The following is a 14,863-nucleotide window of genomic DNA, read 5'->3' on the forward strand; positions in this document are numbered from 1 at the left end:
TGCTGCGCACCCTCATGCGCAGTGCCCTCACCCCGGCCCTCTTCCAGAGGGAGAAGGCGCGGAGACGGTTGGCGATCACGCACCGGGAGACTCCAGTTTCGCGACGACGCTCTTGAGTTGCTGCACAGCGGGAAGCGCTGCCTTCAGGTCCGGTGGAAGTAGGCGGTATTCGGCGACACCCATCGGGCTTTTCATGTCGCGCAGGGTGTATTCGACCACGGTCTTGCTCTTCCCCTTGCAGAGGATGAGGCCGATCGTCGCGGCGTCGCGCTCGGTTTTCACCAAATTGTCCACTGCAGCTTGGTAGAAGCTCATCTTGCCGGCGAACTCGGGCTGGAAATCCACGACCTTCAGGTCAATGACGACGTAGCAATGGAGCCGCGTGTGGTGGAAGAGCAGGTCGAGGAAGCACTCTTCGCCGTCCACGTCCAGCCGCACCTGGTTGCCGACAAAAGCAAAGCCGGCGCCGAGCTCGAGCAGGAAGTCCCGGAGGCGGGCGATCAGGGCGCTCTCCAGGGCGCGTTCGTCAGCCGATTCGTCCAGCGGCGCGGGGCGGAACACGTAGGGGTCTTTGAGCAGTTCGCGGGCGAGATCGGACTCGGGAGGCGGCAACGTGAGGGCGAAGTTTGTGGGGGCTGCGCCCTGCCGCACGTGCAGACGGGTTTCGATTTGGTGGATGAGCACGCTGCGGGCCCAGCCGTGCCGCCGGGTGCTTCGGATGTAGAAGGCCCGCGCGTCCGCCCCCTTCACGCGGTCGAGAAGCGCGCAGTTGTGGCCCCACGGGATTTGTGCAGCAAGCTGTTGCACGTTTGCGCGGTCCGGCCATGCAGCGGCGAACGCCCGCATGTATTTGAGGTTGCGAACGGAGTAGCCGCGCAACTTGGGAAAGGCCCGGCCAAGGTCGGCCGCCAGGCGGTCGATGATCTTGGCACCCCAGCCTTGCCGACGCTGATTTCGGAGGATGTCCTGTCCGATGTTCCAGTAATGGAGGACCAACTCCGCGTTCGCTGCCAGGGCGGACTTGATCTGCACGGTGCGGATGCGCTCTTTGATGCCGGCAAGAAAGTGCCCGTAGGTTTGTGCAACGGGCTACCGCACAACTTGCGCGCGAGGCTTGCGGGACGTTTTCATGTTTCCAGGATCTCGGCCACGTTCTTTGCAATAGTCCCTTCCAACTCACGGGCCTTGGCGTTGAGTGCCTCCAATTCCTCGTTCAGTTCCTCCAGCTTCTCCTTGAAGTCCTCGTCGCTCACTTCCTCGCCGGGAGCGACGCCGACGTAGCGGCCGGGGTTGAGACTCCAACCTTGCGCAGCGATTTCCTTGATTGAAGCGGCCCTGCAGAGGCCGGGCACGTCGGCGAACTTGAGCTTCTTGCCGAAGACTTCCCTCAGTTTGGCCTCGGCTTCCTTCCCGCCGAGGGTAAAGTCGGGCGCTTCGCCCCGGTAGAGGCGGACGACGTTCGCCAGGAAGCCGATCTGCGCCTCGGTCCAGTCGCGGTGGGCCCGGTCTATCTGCCGGTAGATGTGCCGGGCGTCGAGAAAAAGCACGTGGTCGGCGCGCGGGCTTTTCTTCTTCCCGCGGTCCAGGAACCAGAGGGTACAGGGCAACGTGACCGTGTAAAACAGGTTCGGCCCGACGGCGACCATCGCATCCACGGCTTGGGCTTCGACGAGCCGGCGGCGGAGCTCAAGCTCGGAAGCGCGGGCATCGGAGGCGGAGTTGGCCATGACGAAGCCGGCCCGGCCTTGCGCATTCAGCGCGGCATAGAAAAGCTGAATCCAGAGGTAGTTCGCGTTGTCCGTGCGCGGGAGGCCGAAGGGATAGCGGCGACCGGGGCCGACCTCGGCGGAGAGACGTTCCTTGTCCACGGCGTTGACGTTGAACGGCGGATTGGCGAGGACGAAGTCGAACCGGCCTGGGCTGTTGTGGAGGTCGTCGTAATAGGTAATGGCCTCTTTGATGCTCCCTTCGAGGCCGTGCATGGCCAACGTTGTTCGGGGTTACCTGAGCAATGGCCCCAGTTTCCTACCTCTATTCTCCCAAGAAATCAACGGGGAACCACGTACGGAGGGCGGCCGGGAACGAAGGGCGTATGGCAGATGGCTCGCGGCTCATGGCTTGCCAGAATGCGGCGGGCGGGGTGGACTCCCCGGATCAGGACGTCGGGGTAGAGGTCGAGAGGTCGGCGCCGTTCACCCAGGCCACCTCTCTTGCTTTTCCAGCTCGGAGGGGGCAAAATATGCCGGAAAGTCTGACAGTCAGACATTCAGGCGATTTGGGGAGAATCGTTCATGGCGTCCGAGACCAGCAAGGTCGGCAAGCGCGGAACCGTGGTCATCCCCGCGTCACTTCGCCGCCGCTACGGCATCAAAGAAGGTTCCCTTGTGATCGCCGAGGAACGGGCCGAGGGGGTGCTGATCCGCCCCGCCGCGGCTCTGCCCGTCGAAATCTACAGCCCGGAGCGACGGGCCGAGTTTCTCCTGTCGAACGCGGTGGATGCGGAAGACTATGCACGGGCGAGAAAGGAAGTCCAAAAACTCGGGCTCGATCCGGATAGCATCCCCCATTACAAGCCGCGTAAGCCGACGAAGGCCTGATCCGTGGACCGGGTCTTCTTGGACGCCAACGTCCTCTTCTCGGCGGCCTATCGTCCCGACACGAAGCTCCGGCAACTGTTCAAGTTGCGCAAGGTGAGGTTGCTCAGCTCCTCCTACTCGGTGGAGGAAGCGCGCCGGAACCTCGCGACCACGGAGCAGCGAAAGGATCTGGAGGAGTTGTGCGCGTCCCTGGAAATCATCACGACGGCTTCTCTTGACCTACCTCCATCTCTCGTTCTCGATCTCCCGGCATCAGACCGGCCGATCCTATCGGCCGCCATCAGTGCCCATGCGACCCATCTCCTGACTGGCGATGTCACGGATTTCGGCCCTTATTTCGGCCAAACGCTGGAAGGAGTTTTGATCCTGCCACCGGCTCTCTACCTTCAAGGTCATCGCGGGGGAAAGAGTTAAGGCGCCCGATTCATCCTGATCGGCACAGATAGAACCTCCGCAGGGTATCGTGGCGGGCTAGGAGCTTGCTTTCCGCTCTTGCCGTCGGATGCGCTGCATGATACTCTTCGGGCACGGTCGTGACCCGGTTGGGCGCAGGTCGGGCAGCCCGACGGCGCATCCGCCCATAACTCGTTGAGCAACCTCACGCCCCCGTAGCTCAGTTGGATAGAGCAGCGGTTTCCTAAACCGCGTGTCGCACGTTCAATTCGTGTCGGGGGCACCATACCAACCTTCGGTTGAGCCGCGCCCTTCGATCAAATGGGCGCGGAGAGGTCCCTTCCCGTAGGGATCGCGCTTAGCGTGTACCGACGCGCTACTCTTGACCTGCGCGATGGAGAACTCCTCCAGTGTTCTACGATTCCCCTCGCCTGGACCGCCGGCTTCGATCAAATGCTGACGCAGAGGACCGTTACCGCATCGCGAAGTGCGCCCGGCGGTTCTTCTGCCAGCACTCGCTCGTCGGCTCGGCGCAGAAGGGGTGGTCCTTGCCGTAGCTGACGATCCGGATCTGCGCCCCGAGCAGGCCGAGGTCCTCCAGATACCGTTTGACCGATTGGGCCCGCCGCTCCCCCAGGACCTGATTGTAGGCCTGGCTTCCCCGTTCGTCGCAGTGCCCGGTGATCAACAGCGTCCAACCCTCCCTCTCCTTGAGCATGCGGGCGTTGGCTTCCAGCACCGCCCGGGCCTCCTTCCTGATCGAGCTCCGGTCGTAGTCGAAGAACACGTCCCCCAAGGCGCTATTCTCAGAACCCTCCATGGTCCCCCTCGCGGCCGCGGAGGCGGGCGACTCCCCATCCGATCCGCTCGCCCCAGCAGGAGCCACCGGCAGCACCTCGGCCGGATCGGTCACGCGGACTTCCTGCAGCCGGCCGGGGCCGCTCAATGCCAGGTCCTCCAGCACGGACTCCTGCATGCCTCTTCCACCATCGCCGGCCTTGGCCAGCATCGCCTGCCCCTCAACCGACACCGAAATCTGCTTGCCCGTGCAGCCGATCACGAGGCTGAGCAGCCCCATCGAGACCAGCACGATATGCGCACGCACCGTGGTTGACATGGCAACACCCTCCCTGGTTGAAGACGGTCCCGGCCGAGCGGCCGATGCCCCGGCCGGACGCATCCGAGCCTATCCGCACTTCTCTTCGGCCAATCGCTTGAAAATCTGCAGCAGGCGATCCGCGTCGCCCTGCAGGCTGAATCGCTCGGCGAGCCGATCGGCCGGAACCGGCAGCAACCGGCATGAGCGGGGATGAATGGTGTTGCTTTTCCCAGGCGTTTGGCGTACTCCTCGCACCAGTTCCCCAGGGTCGAGGGCCCATGCGATCCACCAAGTATCTGCTCATCGGGGGTGGGTTGGCCTCCAGCCAGGCGGCCAAGGAGCTCCGGCAACGGGACCCGGACGGCACGATCACGCTGGTCGGCGAGGAGCCGCACGTCCCCTACGACCGCCCGCCGCTCTCGAAGGAATTCCTGCGCGGGGAGAAGCAGAAACAGGAGCTGTTCTACGACCCCGAGCCTTACTTCCGGGACCAGCGCATCGAGCTCCAGCTCGGCACCCGCGTTCAGCGGCTTGACGCTTCGGGAAAGACGGCGATCCTGGCCAGCGGGGACACGATCGCTTTTGAGAAGGCCCTCCTCGCCACCGGGGGCCGGCCGGTTCACCTGACCGTCCCCGGCCACGACCTGCCCGGCCTCTATTACCTGCGGACTCTGGACGACGCTGCGGCGATCGCGGGCGAGGCTGGCCCTGGCCGGAAGGCCGTCATCGTCGGGGGCGGGTTCATCGGGATGGAGATCGCCTCATCCCTGACCCAGAAGGGCGTGCAGGCGACGGTCATCGAGACCCTGCCCCACATCTGGGCCCGTTTCACCGACGCGACGCTGGCCGGATTCTTCCAGGGCTACTGCCAGGCCAAGGGCGTGACCTTCCGCACGGGCGAGGCGGTCGCCGAGGTCCGCGGGACCGGCCGCGCCTCCGCGGTCGTGACCCGATCGGGAGCCGTCCTGCCCTGCGACCTGGTTTGCGTCGGGGTCGGGATCGTTCCGAACGTCGAGCTGGCTCAGGCAGCCGGGCTCGAGGTCGGCAACGGCGTCCTCGTGAACGAGTTCCTGCAGACCTCGAACCCTGACATTTACGCGGCGGGGGACGTGGCGAACTATCCGGACCCCTATTTCGGCAAGCGGCGGCGCGTGGAGCACTGGGGCCACGCCGAGTACTGCGGGCAACTGGCGGGACGGAACATGGCGGGCGACCGAGCCGCGTACGACCTGCTCACCTACGTCTGGTCGGACATCTTCGATCTCCACCTGGAGTTCGCCGGAGACGAAAGCGAACACGACCGGGTCCTGCTGCGGGGCCGGATGGAGGACCGGGCCTTCATGGTCCTCTACCTGAAGGACCGCGCGCTCCGCGCCTACTTCGCGATCAACACCGGCGCCAAGGACTTCCTCCACTTGCAGCGCCTCATCCGGCAGAAGAAAGACCTGGCGGGCCGGGAGGCGCAGCTCCAGGACCCGACGGTTCCGATCAAGAGTCTCCTCTGACCTCCTCGCCGACCGGAAGCCGGCCGCGGCAATTGTGCGGCCGGCTCCGATCCCGGCTCGTCACTTCATCTTCAGGTGAGCCTTCAGGATGCCGGAGTTCTGGATGTCCGGATTGTTCTTGCCGAGCTCGTGCGCCTTCTTGAAATGCTCGGCGGCCTTCTTAACGTCCCTCTCCGTTTCTCTTCCCGCCACCCGTCTCCCCTTCCTACCCCCTCTCTACGGAGCGGCCGGTTGGATGTCGAGGTCCGGTCCGCCCCCGGCTCACGGGCAAACCGACGAGACGCCTCGTTGCGTTTGCCGGTTTGGTGTGTTAGGGTCGCCGCACTGTTGCTGCTGCCGTCGTACCCCAATTTTTCCCGACGAACGGAGAACGTTGCATGACACACCACCGACGCAGAATGGCTTCCCTGACCGTCCTCATGCTCCTCCTGTCCGGCCCGCTGGTCGCGGCGCCGCTCGCACGGGCGGAAAGCACCCTGGCCGTCGCCGACGGGCTGAAGGTCACGATCGAGTACACGCTGACCCTGCCGGACAAGACCGTGGCCGACTCCAACGTGGGACAGGCCCCCTTCTCCTACATCCAGGGCGCCAAGCAGATCGTCCCCGGCCTGGAAAAGGGCCTGGCCGGCTTGAAGGCCGGCCAGCAGAAGCGGGTGGAGGTTCCCGCCGAGCAGGGCTACGGGGCTTACGACGAGAAGCGAAAGATCAAGGTGCCCCGGAACAAGATTCCGCCCGACGTCAAGGTCGGCTCCATGCTGCAGGATCAGACCGGCCGGCCGGTCACGGTCCTGGAGCTCTCAACCGACTCGGCCACGCTGGATCTCAACCACCCGCTGGCGGGCAAGGCCCTGACCTTCGACGTGAAGATCCTGAACGTGGAGAAAGCCCAGCAGCCTTCCCCGGGCAGCAAGAAGCCTTGACCGGTCGAGTCACGGAGCCTGGGTGAGCGTCAGGATGAGGTCCCGGAACCGGGGATAGGCCTCCAGCAGCTCGCCCCTCCGTCCTCCCTCGTAGTCGGCAAACTCGAACCCGGGCGCCATGGTCGTGCCGAGCAACGCGAACCGTCCGCCCGGGACCAGTCGTGAGCCTTGCCAGACGCCCTGCCGCACCACGGCTTGCACCTGCATACCGCCCACGAGATCCTGGCCCAGGGTCAGCACCTGCCCGCTCCCGTCCGGCTGGAGGAGGAGCAGCTCCACCGGGTCGCCCAGATAGAAATGGTAGACCTCGTCGCTCTTGAGCCGATGCAGCCGCGAGCAGGTGTCCGACGTCAGCAGATAGTAGATGCCGGTCCCGAGCGACCTGGCGCCTCCATACCGGCCCGGCAGGGCCTCCCGGGAGACGACCTCCCACGACCGGTAGGTTTCGGCGAAATACCCTCCCTCTCCGGGAAGGGGCTTGAGCCCCAGCAGGGCCATCAACCGCTCGACCTGGATCATGACGGTCTCCTCACGTTGGCTCGAAACCCACCGGCGGATCCGCCCGCGTTCACCCGCCGCCGGCGCTCCTGCTTCGTCACTAGTGGACCGACGAGACAATGTCAAGGCCGCCTGGAGCCTCCCGCACCTGGGCCCGTCCCGCGACCCTTGACTCGTCCGGCGATCTTCTGTAGCCTACGCTATCCCAAAAGAGGGGTCACATGCCGTTCTCCCTTCGGGGAACACCCCGATCCGTGGCCGCGCGGCTCCCGGTCCTGAGCTGTCTGCTCCTCGCTCCCCTCCTTTCTTCACCCGTCTTCTCAGCCGACGTCGTCTACAAATACGTGGACGACGACGGAGTCGTCGGCTTTGCGTCGGACCGGCAGCAGATCCCGGAGAAATACCAGAACCGCGTCCAGGCCCTGGACGCCCAGACCCTCGAGCCGGTGCAGCACGTCCCGCCACCCGCTCCCGGCGCCCAGCCGGGAACCGGGTCCGCCCAGCCCTCCCAGGAGGCCCAGCAAGCGCCGGCCTTTTACGATCCCTGGCTCCAGCGCCTGTCCGGAGCCACGATCACGCTTCCTTCCCGGTATCAGTTGGGCGTCGGCCTGACCACGGTCCTCCTGATCGTCATGATCGTCCTCGTGATGCGGGTCAGCTCCAACCCGCTCGTGAAGGTGCTCGGCAAGCTCGGCATCCTGCTCCTGGCCGGCGGAGCCATCTACGCCATCTACTTCTCGGGCCTCAACGAGCGTATCTCCGAGGTGACCCACGAGCCGACGCGCCAGACCGTGAGCGGCAAGGAGATCGTGAGCGAGGTGAAGGGAAAGGCGGCGGAGGTGACCCAGACCCTGGGCAAGTCCATCGAGCCGGTCAAGGGCGTCATCGAGAGAACCAAGGCGGCCACCATCGGTGAGGCGACGCAGGCCGTTCAGCAGGCCAACCAGGCCAACCAGCAACTGGACAAGAACCTGCGTGACATCGAAGCTTCCCGGTGACGCAGCGCCGCTGAAGCCCCTCTCCCGGCCCTCCCTTCCGTCATGGACGAATCCACCCGTTCGCGGGCATTCCCGGAACGATCGTGCTAAAATTTCCGGCACGCCTGGCGCGCAACAGCCGGAGCCGAAGATGGCCAGAAGCAGGGGATCCGACCACCTCCCGCCGAGCTCGAGATCGTTCTCGTCCGTAGCCGAGGTCAATCAGCACATCGAGCAGTTGCACGGACGGATTGCGCAGGTGGAAGAGCTGCGCAAGGACGGGCTGCCGTTCCGCGAGGCCCTCAAGGTCGCCGCCGAATCCCAGATCCGTGAGACGATCCGCCAGATATTCGGCGAGCGGTCGCCGGAATTCCGGGCGCATCAGCACTTGCGCATTCGATCCACGGCCGACGACGACCTCGCCGATACGATCGAGACGTTGGGGGAGCTGATCGCCGTCCTCGAGGAAAAGAAGAACCTTCTGGCGGCCGGCGACAGCCAGCCGGTCCGCCCGGCCCAGCAGAGCGCCAGGCACCCAACGCCCCAGCCCGCGGCGCCGGCCGCCCCCGCCTCCCCGCCGCCGCAGCCGCAACCGGATCGAGGCCCGGGCGACGCGTCAGCGGAAACCCGGCAGGCGCCGGCGGACGTCAAGGTCCCGGCGGGCGGCGCGCTGGAACGGATCCATCGGCTCGGGTTGCGCTTTCACGCCGTCGCCAGACAACTGCGCCAGCGGTACGACGGCCGTCCCACCCTCGACGTGGACGACGTGCACGACGTCCAGGACCTGCTGCGGACCCTGCTCCGCCTGGAGTTCGAGGAGAGCGCGCTGGAAGAATGGGCGCCCGACGGCGAAGATGCCGGCCGGAAGGACTTCCTCGTCCCTCAGGAAGGGCTGGCCGTCACCGTCAGAAAGACCAAACAGGGGCTCACGGCCAAGGCCCTGTCCGAGCAACTGCTCCTCGATTTCCAGCGATACGCCGTCCGCCAGGGCTTCAAGACCCTCTTTTGCTTCGTCTACGATCCGGAGGGCCGCATCGGAAACCCCGCCAGGCTCGAAGCGGACCTGCGGCGGGAACGAGACGGGAAACGGCTCGACGTGTTGATCGCCCCCAAGTGAGGCGGAAGGGGCCTAGGGTGTTTCCCTTGGGCAGGCCGCCGAAACCTGTTGACTTACCCCGAAGTATTCGCTACCTTCCTGACCGACCGAACCGCCAGAGGCCGGCGAGCGGAACGCGGAGGATGGAGCGTCGAGATGCCTGAACGCGCCTACGTCTTGATCAACGTGATGCCGGGGCAGACGATGAACGTGGTCAAGGCCCTGTCGGAGATCAAAGAGATCAAGAGCATCGACTGTTGCTGGGGCAAGCCGGACATCTTCACCCTGGTCGAAGTGTCCGACCAGGACACGCTGTCAGCCCTCGTCCTGTCGAAGATTCACGCGATCGAGGGCGTGGCGCAGACCGACACCCACCTGGTCTACCAATTGAAACGCTAGGAGGCTCGGCCATGCGGACCGCGAAACTCGACCTCGGGTGGATGTCCGCCCTCGCCGGACTTTCCCTCGCGCTCGGCTGCGCGTCCGCCTCCCCCACGGCGCCGGATCTGGCGGAGGCCCTGCTGCCCGTGCCGGAGAGCCAGGTGCGGACCGCGCTCGTCGAGGTGTTGCGGGAGGGGGGCTACGACATCGACCGCGACGAGGCTGCGAAGACCGCCGTACGCACCGGGTACCGGCAAGAGACCGACAGTCCGTGGGACTGGCTGCTGCGCTTTCGTTTCGGGGTGACGCGCACCCGGGTGGAAGCGACGATCGCCTCCGCCGACGAGCACACCACCCAACTGACGATCCGGGTCGCCCACGAGGGGAAGGGCAGCCTGTTCAAGCTTTGGGGCCCCTACGAGACGCCCCTCCCCCAGAGCGCCGCGAATCAGATACGGCTGGTCAAGAACGCCCTCGGCTTGCTCTAGAAGAGGCACGAGGCGAGAGGCGCGTTTCGGTTTCACCGCCCCTCGCCCTCATCGTCGAGCTCCAGCCCGAACCGTTCCGCCATCCGGTAGAGGGTCCGCCGGTCAATGCCGAGGAGCTTTGCGGCACGGGCCTTGTTGCCGCCCGTCTCGCGCAGCGCCTTCAACAGATGCCGCTTCTCCATCTCGTCGAGGGTCGCGAGCGGCTCGCCGGCTCCCTGCCCGGCCGCCTCGCTCCACGGCTCGGCGCCCGCGCGGCGGACGGCTTCGGGCAGGTCGTCGGGCATGATGAGCGGCCCGTGGCTGAGCGAGACCGCCCGCTCGATCACGTTCTCCAGCTCCCGCACGTTCCCCGGCCAGCGGTACCGCTGCAGGAGCGCGAGCGTCTCGGGGACGAACCCCATGATCGGCGCCGAGCCGGCGGAAAACTTCTGCAGAAAATGGTGGGCCAGCATCGGCACGTCCTCGCGGCGCTCCCGGAGGGGAGGAAGCACGATCCGCACGACGTTGAGCCGGTAGAAGAGGTCCTCGCGGAACCGCCCCTCCTTGACCAGGGCCTCCAGGTTGCGGTGCGTGGCCGCGATGATCCGCACGTCCACCTTCGACGCGCCGGTCCCGCCCACGCGCCGGACCTCCTGATCCTGGATCACCCGCAGCAGCTTGACCTGAACCGAGGACCCGACGTCCCCGATCTCGTCCAGGAACAGGGTCCCGCCGTCGGCGGTCTCGAACAGGCCGGGCTTCGCGCCGACCGCGCCCGTGAACGCGCCCTTCTCGTGCCCGAACAGCTCCGATTCCAGGAGCGTCTCCGGCAGGGCGGCGCAGTTGACGGGCACGAACGCCCGGTCCCGCCTGGGGCTGTTCGCATGGATCGCGTGGGCGATCAGCTCCTTGCCGGTTCCGCTCTCGCCTTCGAGCAGGACCGTGCTCTTCCCGCCCGCCACCCGGGCCACCAGCTTGTAGACTTCCAGCATCGGCGGGCTGCTGCCGACCAGTTGGGACCGGCCCTCCCGCTCGCGCAGCTCCTCCCGAAACCGGGTGTTCTCGCGCACCAGGCGGTTGTGCTCCAGAGCCCGGCGCACGACGAGCTTGATCTCTTCCTTCTTGAACGGCTTGGCCAGGTAGTCGTAGGCCCCCTGCTTGATCGCTTCGATGGCCCCTTCCATGGACCCGAACGCGGTCAGGAGCACGGTGCTGGTCTCGGGGCTGAACTGCTTGAACTCCCGCAGGACCGTCATCCCGTCCACGGCCCCCATGCGCATGTCGGTCAGGACGAGGTCGAACTTCGTCTCGCGACCGCGGCGGATCGCTTCGTGCCCGTCGGCCACCGACTCGACGCCGTAGCCTTCCTTCCGCAGGGCCTCCACGAGGAGGTCGCGCGCGACGGCGTCGTCGTCCACCACGAGGATCTTGGCGTCAGGCTCTTGCATCACCGTACGTCGCCCCGACGCCCGTTTCGGCTTCCACGTAGCTCGGCAGCCCGATCACGACCGTCGTCCCCTTCCCGACCGTGCTCTCGATCGAGAGCGATCCGCCGTGCGCGTGCACGATCTGGCGGCTCAGGAACAGCCCCAGGCCGGTCCCGTCGCCGAGAGCCTTGGTCGTGAAGAACGGCTCGAAGGCCCGGGCCAGGTGCTCGGCCGGCATCCCGCATCCCGTGTCCCGCACGGTCAGGGTCACCATCGTCCCGATCGGCGTCTCACCGGCCTGCCCCCGCGCCTGCGCCTCCTCGGGCGTCACGGGCCGGCTCCCCAGCGCGATCACGACCTCGCCCCCCGCCTCCGTGGCCGCCAGCGCGTTGGCCACGAGGTTGACCAGCACCTGCTGCAACTGCTCCGCGTCCCCCCAGATGGGCGGCAAGTCCCGGCCGCCCTCCGCCCGGAGCGCGACGCCCTTGCTCGCGAACGAGGGGCCCATCAGCGACATGACCGGCTGGACCAGGCATTCGACCGGCAGCCGGGCGGGGTTGGGCCTTCGCTGCCTGGTGGAGGTGAGCAGTTCCTCGATGATCCGGACGACCCGGTTGATCTGGGAGTCGATGATCTCGATCCGCTTGCGCATGTCCTCGGTGGCGGCAGGCTCCTCGGCCAGCGCCTGCACGTGCCAGGCGATGGAATGGAGCGGCGTCCCCACCTCGTGGGCCACCGACGCCACCAGTTGACCGACCGCGGCCAGGCGCTCGGAGCGTCCGAGGGCGTCCTTGATCTCGGCGAGCTGCTGGTTGGCCCGCAGCAAATTCTCGGTCTGGCGGGCCAGCTCGGCGCGGGCCGCCTCTTCCCGGGCCTTCCGCTCTTCGCGCGTCATCGCGAAATAGGCGACCCCGATCAGGACGCCCGCCACCACCGACCGGTTGATGGCCGCGGACACGAACCGTCCCGGCTTGGTCGGCCTCAGCAGCCCCACGTAGGTCGCCAGGATGCAGAGGGCGACGGTCAGGTACATGAGCCGCCGGTTCCTGGCCGTCGCGATCAGGAGAATCGGGAGCACGAACCCGTAGGCCCCGACGACGTTGGCCGGCGCGACCGTCTCGACGACCACGATCAGCACGAAGAGACCGGCCGAGACGCCGAGCACGAGCGGATTCTTCGCCGACGCCGTCATCCTCGCGCCTTCAGGGAGCGGGTCGTCCACAGGGCCCCGGCCAGCAGCGGAAGCCGGGCGTCCTGTTTCAGCCCCTCCAGCGATTCGGACACCTTCCGGGACCAGTTCGGGTGGCTCTCGACGGTGCCGGGCAGGTTGGCCTGGTCCACCTCCCCCACGATGTCCTCGAGCGTCGCCAGCACGATCGCCGCCGGAGACCGAGCCAGGAACAGGTGCACGGCCCGGCAGAGGCCCGGCGTCACGAGCGGACCGGGCTCCGTCTCCTCCGGCAGGTCCTCGGGCAACAGGCCCTCTTCCTTCAGCGCCGCCAGCAACCGGACCTTGTCCTTTTGCCGCTCGTCCAGGGCCCGCTTCACGGCCGCCTGGTCCTGGCCGCTTCTGAGGGCGGACCGGATTTCGATGTCCCGACCGGCCCAGAAGCCGGCCAGAGTGGGCAGGTCGTGCGTGGTCACCACGGCCACCGCCTGCTGCGGATAGCTGTTCGGCCTCTTCCAGCTTCCATCGTCCCAGCGCTCGAAGTAGAGGACCCGATAGGACAGGACCCGGGAGGCGGCCAGCCGCTCCTTGATCCAGTCCGGCACGGTGCCCAGGTCCTCCCCGACGATGACGGCCTGCTGGCGCACGCTCTCCAGGGCCAGGATGCCGAGCAGATCCTCGTGGGGATAGTGGACGTAGGCGCCGGCCGAGGCGGGGAAGCCCCGCGGAATCCAGAACAGCCGGAAGAGCCCCATGACGTGGTCCAGGCGGAGGGCGCCGCCGAAGGCCAGGTTCCGGCGGAGCAGTCCGACGAACAGCGCATACCCGCTGGCGCGCAACCGGTGAGGGTCCATCGGCGGCAGTCCCCAGTTCTGTCCGTCCGGCGCAAAGGCGTCGGGCGGACAGCCGCTGTCCGCCCCCAAGGCGAAGGCTCCCTGGGAAGCCCAGGCGTCGCTGCCGGAGCGGTCGCTCCCCAGTGCCAGGTCGTGGTAGAGCCCGATCGGCATCCCCAGCCGCCGCCCCAGCTCCGCCACCGTCCGGAGCTGCTCCGCGGCCACCCACTGGAGATACTGGTAGAACCGGACGCGCGACGCCTGGGCGGTCCGGAACGACGCGACCGCTAGCGAGCTTGGGTCGCGGAAGGCTTCCGGCCATTCCTGCCAGCCGCAGACCCGGGGATCCTGCCGCCGAAGCTCTTCCGCGAGGGCCTGGAACAGGGAAAACCGCTCGAGCGGCTCGCCCTGCTCCCGCACGAACCGCTCGAAGGCCTGCCCCCGCTCGCCGGCCGGAGCCCAGCGTCCATCCGATTCCTCCCGGAGGTGCTGCTCCCGGAACGTCGCGTAGGCGGCTTCGAGCACGGTCATCTTGGCTCGATGCGCCCGGTCATAATCCACCATCTCGCCCTTGCGCAACAGGTCCAGCTCGGCCCGAAACGTCGGATCGGCCAGGATGGCCTGGGCCTGCGCCGACTCCCGCACCTCGGGCACCTCCTCCACCGCGAGGTAGAGCGGGTTGAGGAACAGCCGGCTGTCGGGCGAATAGGGACTGATGTAGTAGGGGCTCTCGTTCTTCAGCACGTGGAGGGGATTCAGGCCGATGACTCCGGCCCCCAGATCCTGCGCCGCCCACCCCACGAGATCGGAGAGGTCGCGGAAATCCCCCACGCCCCAGTTCGCGGCCGAACGGAGGGCGTACAGTTGCAGAGCCAGCCCCCAAGTCCGGCCGCCATGGGACAGCCGCGCCGGCAGATAGCACTGGCTCGGGACCAGGATCAGCCGCAGGCGTCCCTCCACGGCGCCGGCCGCCGTCAGGCCGCGGGCCCGCAGGTCGTAGTAGCCCATCGGCAACTCCGTCGGCACCGGCAGCTCGAACCGGGCGTGACGGCGGCCGGCGATGTCTTTGATCTCGACCGGCGCGAGGTCGGGCCCCGCTTCTCCCTCGTGCCGCAGGCTGCCCTCCTCGTCCCGGACCTCCCAGCGGACTCGCACCGTCCGGTCTTCGGCCGCCTCCACCGGCAGGCGGAAGGACCAGCTTCCTGGCGAGGCGCCGATCCGCCGCACCAGCACGGGATCGCAGGGCTGCCGCCACGGAGCCTCGGACCAGGCCGCCAGCTCCCGCTGCACGGCGTCTCTCGTCTCCACCCGCAGACCCATCGCGGTCAGGATCGCCCGCTTGGTCTCGTCCGCGACCACGTGCCGCCGGCCCCAGACGTCGTAATAGTCCGGAGCAACCCCGTAATGCTGTGCCAGCTCGTCCAGCAACGACTGTTCGCTCCGATCACTCATCAAGCGGGAGTCTAGGAACAAGCCCGGAGCAAGTCAAGGCAACGGCCTTC

At 67.0% G+C, this 14,863-nt stretch carries 15 protein-coding genes, 1 tRNA gene and 1 pseudogene; 9 read left to right on the forward strand and 8 right to left on the reverse strand.

Annotation, left to right across the window (positions count from 1 at the left end; all coding sequences use genetic code 11):
- Positions 1–75 precede the first annotated feature (75 nt).
- Together AB1411_00705 and AB1411_00710 are read right to left on the reverse strand one after the other, a co-directional pair.
- Entirely contained in the window at positions 76–1,053 is a 978-nt protein-coding gene (locus tag AB1411_00705; protein ID MEW6542112.1) for a PDDEXK nuclease domain-containing protein, read from the reverse strand.
- 74 nt (positions 1,054–1,127) lie between these two features.
- Positions 1,128–1,988: pseudogene (locus AB1411_00710) on the reverse strand (N-6 DNA methylase).
- Positions 1,989–2,291: 303 nt separating this feature from the next.
- Here AB1411_00710 and AB1411_00715 point away from each other — a divergent pair.
- The 3 genes from AB1411_00715 (at position 2,292) to AB1411_00725 (ending at position 3,276) form a co-directional block, all read left to right on the forward strand.
- Complete coding sequence (locus tag AB1411_00715) at positions 2,292–2,597, forward strand: AbrB/MazE/SpoVT family DNA-binding domain-containing protein (GenBank protein MEW6542113.1); 306 nt, start codon at positions 2,292–2,294, stop codon at positions 2,595–2,597.
- A gap of 3 nt (positions 2,598–2,600) precedes the next feature.
- On the forward strand, positions 2,601–3,011 hold the full coding sequence (locus AB1411_00720) for a PIN domain-containing protein (GenBank protein ID MEW6542114.1): 411 nt from the start codon (positions 2,601–2,603) through the stop codon (positions 3,009–3,011).
- A gap of 188 nt (positions 3,012–3,199) precedes the next feature.
- A tRNA-Arg gene (locus AB1411_00725) sits at positions 3,200–3,276 on the forward strand.
- Between the two features lie 186 nt (positions 3,277–3,462).
- Here AB1411_00725 and AB1411_00730 read toward each other — a convergent pair.
- Positions 3,463–4,107 carry an OmpA family protein gene (locus tag AB1411_00730; GenBank protein ID MEW6542115.1) on the reverse strand — a complete coding sequence of 215 codons (645 nt, stop codon included), beginning with the start codon at positions 4,105–4,107 and terminating at the stop codon, positions 3,463–3,465.
- Positions 4,108–4,367: 260 nt separating this feature from the next.
- Here AB1411_00730 and AB1411_00735 point away from each other — a divergent pair, with 260 nt between their 5' ends.
- Positions 4,368–5,594 carry an FAD/NAD(P)-binding oxidoreductase gene (locus AB1411_00735; protein MEW6542116.1) on the forward strand — a complete coding sequence of 409 codons (1,227 nt, stop codon included), beginning with the start codon at positions 4,368–4,370 and terminating at the stop codon, positions 5,592–5,594.
- A 60-nt stretch (positions 5,595–5,654) separates the two neighbouring features.
- Here AB1411_00735 and AB1411_00740 read toward each other — a convergent pair whose 3' ends face one another.
- Positions 5,655–5,786, reverse strand: a complete 132-nt coding sequence (locus AB1411_00740; protein ID MEW6542117.1) for a hypothetical protein — start codon at positions 5,784–5,786, stop codon at positions 5,655–5,657.
- A gap of 206 nt (positions 5,787–5,992) precedes the next feature.
- Between AB1411_00740 and AB1411_00745 the strand changes: the two genes are divergently transcribed.
- Positions 5,993–6,514 (forward strand): peptidylprolyl isomerase, encoded by a 522-nt coding sequence (locus AB1411_00745; GenBank protein MEW6542118.1) that lies wholly within the window; start codon positions 5,993–5,995, stop codon positions 6,512–6,514.
- 9 nt (positions 6,515–6,523) lie between these two features.
- On the opposite strand, the gene AB1411_00750 is transcribed toward AB1411_00745, so the two are convergent.
- The gene (locus AB1411_00750) at positions 6,524–7,033 is read right to left on the reverse strand and encodes a cupin domain-containing protein (GenBank protein MEW6542119.1); all 510 of its coding nucleotides are present in this window, start codon (positions 7,031–7,033) and stop codon (positions 6,524–6,526) included.
- 233 nt (positions 7,034–7,266) lie between these two features.
- Here AB1411_00750 and AB1411_00755 point away from each other — a divergent pair, with 233 nt between their 5' ends.
- The 4 genes from AB1411_00755 (at position 7,267) to AB1411_00770 (ending at position 9,954) form a co-directional block, all read left to right on the forward strand.
- Entirely contained in the window at positions 7,267–8,010 is a 744-nt protein-coding gene (locus tag AB1411_00755; protein MEW6542120.1) for a hypothetical protein, read from the forward strand.
- A gap of 130 nt (positions 8,011–8,140) precedes the next feature.
- Positions 8,141–9,106 (forward strand): hypothetical protein, encoded by a 966-nt coding sequence (locus AB1411_00760; protein ID MEW6542121.1) that lies wholly within the window; start codon positions 8,141–8,143, stop codon positions 9,104–9,106.
- 135 nt (positions 9,107–9,241) lie between these two features.
- Positions 9,242–9,484, forward strand: a complete 243-nt coding sequence (locus tag AB1411_00765) for an Lrp/AsnC ligand binding domain-containing protein (protein MEW6542122.1) — start codon at positions 9,242–9,244, stop codon at positions 9,482–9,484.
- An 11-nt stretch (positions 9,485–9,495) separates the two neighbouring features.
- Positions 9,496–9,954 (forward strand): hypothetical protein, encoded by a 459-nt coding sequence (locus AB1411_00770; protein MEW6542123.1) that lies wholly within the window; start codon positions 9,496–9,498, stop codon positions 9,952–9,954.
- A gap of 32 nt (positions 9,955–9,986) precedes the next feature.
- On the opposite strand, the gene AB1411_00775 is transcribed toward AB1411_00770, so the two are convergent.
- Genes AB1411_00775 through malQ form a run of 3 tightly spaced genes read right to left on the reverse strand, consistent with a single transcriptional unit; the run spans position 9,987 to position 14,813 of the window.
- On the reverse strand, positions 9,987–11,381 hold the full coding sequence (locus AB1411_00775) for a sigma-54 dependent transcriptional regulator (protein ID MEW6542124.1): 1,395 nt from the start codon (positions 11,379–11,381) through the stop codon (positions 9,987–9,989).
- On the reverse strand, positions 11,368–12,552 hold the full coding sequence (locus AB1411_00780) for an ATP-binding protein (GenBank protein MEW6542125.1): 1,185 nt from the start codon (positions 12,550–12,552) through the stop codon (positions 11,368–11,370). The genes AB1411_00775 and AB1411_00780 overlap by 14 nt, the downstream gene beginning before the upstream one ends.
- Positions 12,549–14,813: a 4-alpha-glucanotransferase gene (gene malQ, locus AB1411_00785; protein ID MEW6542126.1), complete on the reverse strand. Its 2,265-nt coding sequence runs from the start codon at positions 14,811–14,813 to the stop codon at positions 12,549–12,551. The genes AB1411_00780 and malQ overlap by 4 nt, the downstream gene beginning before the upstream one ends.
- Positions 14,814–14,863: the final 50 nt, after the last annotated feature.

Source organism: Nitrospirota bacterium (genome assembly GCA_040757595.1).
Classification (GTDB): domain Bacteria; phylum Nitrospirota; class Nitrospiria; order Nitrospirales; family Nitrospiraceae; genus JBFLWP01.

Coding starts and splice junctions, on each gene's coding strand:
- AB1411_00765 (MEW6542122.1), top strand. CDS start 9,242: ATGCCTGAACGCGCCTACGTCTTGATCAACGTGATGCCGGGGCAGACG.
- AB1411_00745 (MEW6542118.1), top strand. CDS start 5,993: ATGGCTTCCCTGACCGTCCTCATGCTCCTCCTGTCCGGCCCGCTGGTC.
- AB1411_00770 (MEW6542123.1), top strand. CDS start 9,496: ATGCGGACCGCGAAACTCGACCTCGGGTGGATGTCCGCCCTCGCCGGA.
- AB1411_00730 (MEW6542115.1), bottom strand. CDS start 4,107: ATGTCAACCACGGTGCGTGCGCATATCGTGCTGGTCTCGATGGGGCTG.
- AB1411_00750 (MEW6542119.1), bottom strand. CDS start 7,033: ATGATCCAGGTCGAGCGGTTGATGGCCCTGCTGGGGCTCAAGCCCCTT.
- AB1411_00715 (MEW6542113.1), top strand. CDS start 2,292: ATGGCGTCCGAGACCAGCAAGGTCGGCAAGCGCGGAACCGTGGTCATC.
- AB1411_00775 (MEW6542124.1), bottom strand. CDS start 11,381: ATGCAAGAGCCTGACGCCAAGATCCTCGTGGTGGACGACGACGCCGTC.
- malQ (MEW6542126.1), bottom strand. CDS start 14,813: ATGAGTGATCGGAGCGAACAGTCGTTGCTGGACGAGCTGGCACAGCAT.
- AB1411_00780 (MEW6542125.1), bottom strand. CDS start 12,552: ATGACGGCGTCGGCGAAGAATCCGCTCGTGCTCGGCGTCTCGGCCGGT.
- AB1411_00760 (MEW6542121.1), top strand. CDS start 8,141: ATGGCCAGAAGCAGGGGATCCGACCACCTCCCGCCGAGCTCGAGATCG.
- AB1411_00735 (MEW6542116.1), top strand. CDS start 4,368: ATGCGATCCACCAAGTATCTGCTCATCGGGGGTGGGTTGGCCTCCAGC.